The 7,169-nt window shown below is 66.6% G+C and carries 9 protein-coding genes; 4 read left to right on the plus strand and 5 right to left on the minus strand.

Annotation, left to right across the window (positions count from 1 at the left end; translation table 11 throughout):
• The 4 genes from WB508_RS08355 to WB508_RS08370 form a co-directional block, all read left to right on the plus strand.
• Nucleotides 1-865: bifunctional folylpolyglutamate synthase/dihydrofolate synthase (locus WB508_RS08355; protein ID WP_423844426.1), on the plus strand; the 865-nt coding region annotated here is incomplete at its 5' end.
• 3 nt (nucleotides 866-868) lie between these two features.
• The gene (locus tag WB508_RS08360; RefSeq protein ID WP_423844427.1) at nucleotides 869-1,198 is read left to right on the plus strand and encodes a DUF4233 domain-containing protein; all 330 of its coding nucleotides are present in this window, start codon (nucleotides 869-871) and stop codon (nucleotides 1,196-1,198) included.
• Nucleotides 1,199-1,207: 9 nt separating this feature from the next.
• A complete protein-coding gene (locus WB508_RS08365; protein ID WP_423844428.1) occupies nucleotides 1,208-1,804 on the plus strand; it encodes a metallophosphoesterase family protein in 597 nt (198 codons plus the stop codon).
• 1 nt (nucleotide 1,805) lies between these two features.
• Nucleotides 1,806-2,657 (plus strand): chromosome partitioning protein ParB, encoded by an 852-nt coding sequence (locus WB508_RS08370; RefSeq protein ID WP_423844429.1) that lies wholly within the window; start codon nucleotides 1,806-1,808, stop codon nucleotides 2,655-2,657.
• Between the two features lie 9 nt (nucleotides 2,658-2,666).
• On the opposite strand, the gene WB508_RS08375 is transcribed toward WB508_RS08370, so the two are convergent.
• From WB508_RS08375 to WB508_RS08395, 5 genes are all read right to left on the minus strand, one after another.
• On the minus strand, nucleotides 2,667-3,830 hold the full coding sequence (locus WB508_RS08375) for an ABC transporter ATP-binding protein (protein ID WP_423844430.1): 1,164 nt from the start codon (nucleotides 3,828-3,830) through the stop codon (nucleotides 2,667-2,669).
• A 4-nt stretch (nucleotides 3,831-3,834) separates the two neighbouring features.
• Nucleotides 3,835-4,680 carry a carbohydrate ABC transporter permease gene (locus WB508_RS08380; RefSeq protein WP_423844431.1) on the minus strand — a complete coding sequence of 282 codons (846 nt, stop codon included), beginning with the start codon at nucleotides 4,678-4,680 and terminating at the stop codon, nucleotides 3,835-3,837.
• Between the two features lies 1 nt (nucleotide 4,681).
• Nucleotides 4,682-5,572: a carbohydrate ABC transporter permease gene (locus WB508_RS08385; protein WP_423844432.1), complete on the minus strand. Its 891-nt coding sequence runs from the start codon at nucleotides 5,570-5,572 to the stop codon at nucleotides 4,682-4,684.
• A gap of 8 nt (nucleotides 5,573-5,580) precedes the next feature.
• Nucleotides 5,581-6,903, minus strand: coding sequence for an extracellular solute-binding protein (locus tag WB508_RS08390; protein ID WP_423844433.1), 1,323 nt, complete (start codon nucleotides 6,901-6,903; stop codon nucleotides 5,581-5,583).
• 103 nt (nucleotides 6,904-7,006) lie between these two features.
• Nucleotides 7,007-7,138 (minus strand): hypothetical protein, encoded by a 132-nt coding sequence (locus tag WB508_RS08395; RefSeq protein WP_423844434.1) that lies wholly within the window; start codon nucleotides 7,136-7,138, stop codon nucleotides 7,007-7,009.
• Between the last annotated feature and the right edge of the window lie 31 nt (nucleotides 7,139-7,169).

The raw sequence follows: 7,169 nt of genomic DNA on the forward strand, positions 1-7,169 counted from the left end.
ACGGAGAGGTTGCCGTCATCACGCCGATCGCCGTCGACCATGCGCGCTACCTGGGCGATCGTCCGAGGTGATCGCGGTCGAGAAGGCAGGCATCATCAAGCCCGGTTCGGCGGTCGTGATCGCCGAGCAGGAGCCTGCTGTCATGGATGTGCTCATGCAGCGCGTCCTGGAGGTCGGCGCCACACCGCTGCGCGAGGGCGTCGACTTCGGCGTCGCTTCACGCGTGAACGCCGTGGGCGGCCAGCAGATCGACCTGCAGATGACGGCCCGACGCTACGACGACATCTTTCTGCCGCTGCATGGCGCCCACCAGGCCCACAACGCGGCCTACGCGCTGGCCGCCATCGAGGCATTCTCGGCCGGACGCGAGCTCGACCCCGATCTGGTGCGCGAAGCCTTCGCCCACGTCACGTCGCCGGGCCGCCTCGAGGTGGTGCGGCGCAGCCCCACCGTGCTGCTGGACGCGGCGCACAATCCGCACGGTGCCCAGGCGGCGATCGACGCCGTGCAGGACGCCTTTGACCTCAGCCCCCTGATCGGCGTGGTCGGCATCATGAACGACAAGGATGCAGACGAGATCCTGCGCATCCTGGAACCGGTGCTCGCGCACGTCGTGATCACGCAGAGCAGCACCGACCGCGCGATGCCAGCGGCCGAGCTGGGCGAGATCGCTGCCGACCTGTTCGGCGAGGATCGCGTCACGGTGGCGCCGCGTCTTGATGACGCGCTGGAGCAGGCCATCGTGCTGACCGAGACGACCGAGGGCTTCAGCGACCAGATCGGTGGTGGCGGCGTCCTGGTCACGGGTTCGGTCATCACGGTGGGCGAGGCCCGAGTGCTGTTCGGCGGACCTCATGAGGGCTGAGTCATGAGGGGCATGTGCGCGGCGATGCTCACCCTGCAGGCCATCATCGTCGGGCTGTCTGTACCGGTCTTGATCTCGGTCGAGGACATCGACAAGGCTGTTGCCCTGCCGCTGGGCCTGGGTCTGGCCCTGATCTGCGTCCTCACCGCCGGTCTGCTGAGCCGCCCGTGGGCCTACTGGGTCGGGCACGCCTGTCAGGTCGCCACCATCGCGCTGGGGTTCCTGAGCCCGCCGATGTTCTTCGTGGGGGCGATGTTCGCCGTGCTGTGGGCCAGCGCCTTCTTGCTCGGCCGCCGCATCGAGGCCGACAAGGCTCGCTGGGCGGCGGAGTAGCATCACGGCATGGTGCGAGTCCTCGCCGTGGCCGACGAACCGGCGCAGTCCGTCAGGTCCAGAGTGCGTGATCTGGACGTCGACCTCCTGCTCGCTGCCGGCGACCTGCCGTGGGACTACCTCGAATCCCTGGTCTCGCTGCTCGACGTACCGGCTGCATACGTGCCCGGCAACCACGAGCCGCCCGCCAGCCTCGGACGCGGTGCCAGCCCGCGCGGCATGGTGAATGTCGACGGGCGCAGCGCTGTCGTGGGAGGGCTGCGGATCGCCGGGCTCGGAGGATGCGTGCGCTACAACGCTGGTGACCACCAGTACACGCAGAAGCAGTACGTCAGAAGGGCCCGGCGGCTGGTCAGAGACGCTGGGGCCGTCGACGTGCTCTTGACCCACGCACCGCCTCTCGGACTCGGCGACGAGCCCGATCCGCCGCACGTTGGCATCGCGGCGCTGCCCGACACGATCAACGCGTTGGGCCCCACCTGGCACCTGCACGGGCACATTCACCCGTACGGCATGGTCAAGGCGGATCGCGAGATCGGATCCACGACGATTCGCAACGTGATTCCGTTCAGCCTCCTGGACATCGAACCCCGGCGGAGCGCCTGACATGGCCAGCAGCTCAGGATCGCCGCGCGTCGACGCCGAGAGCGACTTCATGCGCGCCCGGCGGCACCAGGTCCTGTCGAGTCTCGCGGCGAGGTTGCGCAACGACCACGAGGACGTCGTGCAGTCGATGTCCTTCGACGATGTCCTGGCGGCGCTGGGGCGTCGCGCCGAGAACTACGTGGGCACCAAGGTCATCGCTCTGGACGCGATCGTCGGTTCGGTCGACAAGGTGCGCGACTTCGACCGACGGTTCCGCCCCACCTCGGCGCGCAGCCGCGAGCGGTGGGAGCGGCTTGCGCGGGCCGCCCGGACCGGTGAGGTCATTCCCCCGATCGAGGTCTTTCAGATCGGCGAGTACTACTTCGTCAAGGACGGGCACCACCGGGTGTCCGTGGCGCGGAGCATGGGGGAGAAGCTCATCGAGGCACGCATCACGGCGATCGACACCTTCCTCCTGCCGGTCGACATCGCCGCACGATCGGACCTGGAGCGCAAGTTCTGGCGCCGCCTGATGCTCGAACGCGTGCCGTTCACCGGCGAGGCGCGTGCTGCTATCGCGGTGGACACCCCCGAGCAGTATGGCGAGATCGCCGAAGCGGTCGAGGCCTGGGCCGCGCGGACCATGCACGCCGAGGGGGCGTACATGAATCCGGAGACCATGGCGTCGCGTTGGTACGCCGAGGAGTTCGCCCCGGTCATCGCGATGATCGATGAGGCCGGAGTCCGGGGCGAGAAGGAGCGGCCGGTCGAGGCGTTCCTGCGGGTCGCCTGCGAGCGGTACCGCCTCATCCGCGAGCACGAGTGGAATGTCGAGGTCCTCGCAGCTGTCAAGGACAAGGGCAAGAAGCGGTAAGGCCGTGCGTCAGAGGCCGACGGTCAGGTTCTCCCCAGTCGACGGGTCGAACAGGTGCATCTTGTCGGTGTCGATGAACAAGGTGGCGTCATCGTCCTCCGAGACGGTGCTGGCGGCGTCGAGCGAGACCACGAGCTGGGTGCGCAGCGAGTCGCTGTCGGACTCGCGGGCCAGCTCCTTGAGCTGGTCCTGCACCTTCGCCTCGGCCTCGTAGGGCACGTACGCGTACTGCTGGTCGCCAAGCCATTCCCGGACGTCGATGTGGGCTTCGAACGTGAGCGCGGAGTCCAGGTTCCCCTCGTCGATGACCGAGACGTCCTCGAAGTGCTCGGGGCGGATTCCGGCCATCAGCAAGCCCTTGCCCTCGGCTGCCTTCGCCTTGTCCTCGGGCAAGGGAAAGGTGCCGAATGGCAGGGTGACCTGACCGTCCTCAACGGTGGCCGGGAGGAAGTTCATGGGTGGCGATCCGATGAAGCCGGCGACGAAGAGGTTGACGGGTTGCTCATACAGCTCGCGCGGGCTCGCGAGCTGTTGCAGAACGCCGCGCTTCAGCACGGCCACTCGATCGCCCAGCGTCATGGCCTCGGTCTGGTCGTGGGTGACGTAGACCGTCGTGATGCCTAGCTTCTTCTGCAGGCGGGCGATCTCGGTGCGCATCTGACCGCGCAGCTTGGCGTCGAGGTTGGACAGCGGCTCGTCGAACAAGAACGCCCGAGCCTCCCGCACGATGGCCCGACCCATGGCCACGCGCTGTCGCTGACCACCGGACAGGTTGGCGGGCTTGCGCTCCAGGTGCTCGTCCAGATCCAAGGTCTTGCTGGCCTCGCGAACCTTCTCGTCGATCTCCTTGTCGCTCTTCTTGGCCAGTCGCAGCGGGAACGCGATGTTCTCGTAGACGGTCAGGTGCGGGTAGAGCGCGTAGTTCTGGAAGACCATCGACAGGTTGCGGTCGCGTGGCGCGAGGTCGTTGACCCGGTCGCCGCCGATGATCATGTCGCCCTCGGTGATGTCTTCCAGGCCCACGATCATGCGCAGCAGCGTCGACTTTCCGCAGCCGGACGGACCGACCAGGATCATGAACTCGCCGTCCGCGACGTCGATGCTCACGTCGTTGACGGCCGGAAAGCCGTCTCCGTACTTCTTGACGATGTTCTTCATCTCGATGGCGGCCATGAGATCAACCCTTCACTGCGCCGGCGGTCAGGCCGGCGACGATCTTGCGCTGGAAAAACAGGACGAGGACCACGATCGGCACCGTTGCGACCACGGCGCCAGCGGCCAGCAGCGAAGCCGGCCGGTTGAACGGATCGGCTCCGACGAAGAACGACAGAGCGGCAGGAATCGGGCGAGCGTTCTCCGTGGAGGTCAGCGAGATGCCGAAGACGAAGTCGTTCCACGCGAAGAAGAACGTCAGGATCGCGGCGGTGAACACGCCGGGAGCGGCCAGCGGCACGATGACCTTGCGGAACGCCTGCCACGAGGTGGCGCCGTCGACCTGGGCGGCTTGTTCCATCTCCCAGGGAATCTCGCGGAAGAAGGCCGACAGCGTCCAGATCGCCAGGGGCAGGGTGAAGGACATGTAGGGGATGATCAGCCCCGGCCACGTGTCGTAGATGCCGAAGGTGCGCCACATGTCGAACAACGGGCCGACCAGCGACACGACCGGGAACATCGCGATCACCAGGGCGATCGTCAGCACGAACTTCTTGCCAGCGAACTCGAGCCGAGCGATGGCGTAGGCAGCGAGTGTCGCGAAGATGACAGACAAGATCGTGGCCGTCAGGGAGATGCCGATCGAGTTGAAGATGGCTCGGCGAAACTGGTCGTCCTGCAGCACGTCCACATAGTTCTGCCAGCCGGCCCCACCGCCGCTGGACGGGAAGAAGCCGGGACTTCCGTTGGTGACGGCCTCCTGAGACTTGAACGACAGCGAGATGATCCAGGCGACGGGCAGCAAACACCAGGCCAGGATCAGTGCGACGCCGACGCCGGTGCCGATCTTGTTCTTGAGCTCGGAGTTCATCTCAGCTCTCCTGCCGTGCGGCGGCCAGATCGACCTTGAACAGCTTGACGATGACGAACGCGACCACCAGCACCGAGAGGAACAACAGCACCGAGAGCGCCGAGCCGATGCCGAGCTGGAATTGCTCGATGACCTGCCGATAGGTCAGGAACGAGATCGACTCGGTGCCGTTCGCGCCAGCGGTCATGACGAAGATGTTGTCGAAAATCCGGTAGGCATCCAGCGCGCGGAACAGCACGGCGACCATGATCGCCGCCCGCATGTTGGGAAGAATCACCTTGTAGAGCCGCTGCCACCACGTGGCGCCGTCGACCTTGGCGGCCTCGAGCATGTCGTTGGACACCTGCGCGAGGCCCGCCAGCAGGAGCAGCGACATGAAGGGCGTCGTCTTCCAGATCTCCGAGGCCATGATCGCGAGGATCGACGACTGGTACTCGGCAAACCAGTTGAAGTCGTCGCCCACGAAGGGCAACCAGCTGTTGACGAAACCGTTGGTGTTGGAGAAGGCGAACTGCCAGGCGAAACCCGACACGACCGTGATGACGCCGTAGGGGATCAGGATCGAGGTCCGGATGACACCGCGGCCGAAGATCACCTTGTGCATGACCATCGCGAAGGCGAAACCGATGACCAGCTCGACCGCGACGGTGACGACCATGATCATGACGGTGTTGGCCGTGTCTCGCCAGAACAACGAGTCGCTCAGCGCGGTGCTGTAGTTCGCCAGTCCCACGAAGGTCCGGTCGTCCGGTGCCGTGAGCGAGTAGTCGAACAGCGAGAGGTACAGCGCCCGCAGCATCGGAAACGCGGTGACCAGCAGCATCAGCGCGATCGCGGGTGCCACGAGCTTGAGTGCAAGACGGTTCTCCGCGCGGGACCGGTCCGAATCCATGTGCGTCGTCACAACAGAGCCTTTCCGCTCAAGACGTCTCGGAGGAAAGCTGCGGACTCTTCCGGCGTCTTGGGGCCGACAGATGCCGGGGAGTGCCACCGAGACTGCACGGCACTGGAGACCTGGCTGTACAGGGCGCTCTTGGGGCGAGGGCCTCCGGTGTCGACGCTTTCGCTGAACAGGGTGAGCAGATCGGCGGGATAGGCGTCCTTCAGCTCGGCGGAGTCGTACACCGACTGGCGCGACGGCATCAGACCCTCGTTGACGGCCAAGGCTGTCTGCGCGTCCGAGTTGGTGACGCAGACGGCCGCCTCCTGGGCGAAGTCCGGGTGCTTGGAGAACGCACCGACGCCGATGTCGATGCCGCCGATCGGCGGCTTGGACTCCTCGCCGGCCACGGTCTGGGGGTAGCGAGCCCACCCTAGATCCTCGAAGCCCGACTCGTCCTCGGGTCCGCCCGGCTTGCCGATCAGGCCCTCGTAGTTCTTGTAGACGAAGGTCCAGTTGGTCATGAACTCGCCGGCGCCCTCGGCGGGGAACATCGCCCCGAGGCTGGTGCCCTCGTTGGAGGTGGTGAGATCGGGTTGTCGCGCTTCGGAGTCCGCCAGCTTGGCGATGACGGCCGCAGCCTCGGCCCCCGCCTCCGAATCGATGGTCACCTCGGCGTCGCGTCCTTCCTCGACCGTGTCGGGGTCGAGGATGTCGCCGCCGGCGCCCTGGATGAGGGCGTTGATCCACACCACGTACGCCTCGTACTTGTCGGCCTGCACCCCGACGGTGCCGTCGTTGTCGGCGGCGGCCTCGATGATCTGGTCCCACGTGACCGGCTGGGTCATGTCGAGCCCGGCCGCCTCCGCCAGCGACTTGCGGTGCCACAGAACCTGCGTGTTCGCCCACTGTGGAGCGGCCACCACCTGGTCGTTCCAGACGACCGTCTCCGCGGCGCCCTCGAGCACGTCGTCGTCCAGGACCGTGTCGGCGAGCTCGCCCTCGAACGGGGCGAGCCACTCGGCGTTGGCGAACTCCGGCACGAACACGGGGTCCAGGCTCATCAGATCGGTCGAGGTGTCTCCTGCGGCGAGCCGGCGAGCCAGCTGGGTGCGCTGGTCGGTCGCGCTGGCGGGTAGCAGCTGGATCGCGATGTCGTAGTCGTCGGTGCTGCAGTCCTCGGCCAGCTGGTTCAGCGTGGCCTGCCCGTCGGGGTTGATGTACCAGTTGAGCGTGGGCTTGCCGCTGTCGCCGCCGCACGCGGCGAGCATCGACGTGCTCAGTGCCAGCGCGGCGATCCCGCCGACGAGACGAGCCGACCGTCTCCGTGGTTTCACCTGCATCCGGACCTCCCCAGAACCCGTGTCACCTGCGACGTGTGAGCCACGTCATGCGGCGTGGTCCCGAACGTAACCCCGCCTCCGGAAGCCCGCAACACACGGTGTCTCAGTCGGCGAGCCACACCGTGGTGTCCGGGGGGAGCGTTGCGTCCACAGGCAGTGGACCGGAAGACGCGAGCACCCGGGTCGCCGCGGGCAGCGGCAGCGATTCTGGCCCCAGGTTGGCCCAGATCGTCAGCCCGGCGTTCGAGAAGCAGACCGTGTCCGGT

The organism is Aeromicrobium sp., assembly GCF_049586495.1.
In the GTDB taxonomy this organism is placed as follows: Bacteria; Actinomycetota; Actinomycetes; order Propionibacteriales; family Nocardioidaceae; genus Aeromicrobium.